This window comes from Neglectibacter sp. X4 (assembly GCF_009917365.1).
Classification (GTDB): domain Bacteria; phylum Bacillota; class Clostridia; order Oscillospirales; family Acutalibacteraceae; genus Acutalibacter.
On record NZ_QWLE01000090.1, the window covers coordinates 1 to 697 of the forward strand.

1 protein-coding gene is annotated in these 697 nt (G+C 55.2%); it reads right to left on the reverse strand.

All coding sequences use genetic code 11. From position 1 onward, the window contains the following. Positions 1-16: 16 nt before the first annotated feature. Positions 17-355 carry a hypothetical protein gene (locus tag D1841_RS16175; protein ID WP_166554295.1) on the reverse strand — a complete coding sequence of 113 codons (339 nt, stop codon included), beginning with the start codon at positions 353-355 and terminating at the stop codon, positions 17-19. Positions 356-697: the final 342 nt, after the last annotated feature.

Below are 697 nucleotides of genomic sequence, written 5' to 3' on the forward strand. Positions count from 1 at the left end.
CCCTTTGTGTATTTCTTTAGGCCGTCATATAGTCGTACAGTTTGGCCTTAAGGACAATCAGCTGCGCTTCAGCCGCCTCGGCTCTGGCCTTGTACTCGTCCCGCTCCTCGGCCAGCTGGCCCACCTGCACGGTGCGCTGGGCCAACTGCTCCCCCAGATCCTGCGCCTGCTCCACCGGGTTCCCGGAGAAGCCGTTGTCAATGTTCTCCTCGGCGATATCGAACACGCCGCGGAACGCGGTGGCAATGTAGCTTTTCGGCCCCAATTCGGCCACCATAGCCTTGATCTGCTGCAGGACTCCCCGCTCCTGGTCTTTGGTGGCCATTGCAGACTCGGTGGTGTTTTCGATACACATTTTTTATTTTCCTCCTTGATTTTTGTGTCCTGCTTTGTTAAAATCAAGGTAGCCGGGGGCAGGTTTCCCCGGCCCGCCTTGTTTGAGGCGTTGAGAGGATAGCGGGGTAACATTGGCGTGTGTACCGCTATCCTGGTTTTTTCGCTCCTTCCCGCCTCGGGATTATATGCAAAAGAAAAAGCACCCGGTTTTTACCGAGTGCTTTTCTAATTGCCCTCATTCTTTGGGCAACATCATGGCCAACACGAACGCCGGACCTACAAAGTAAATTGTGGCGGGGTTCGTATGGCTCTGGTATGGCAGGGGCAGAAGGATTCGAACCCTCGGCACGCGGTTTTGGAG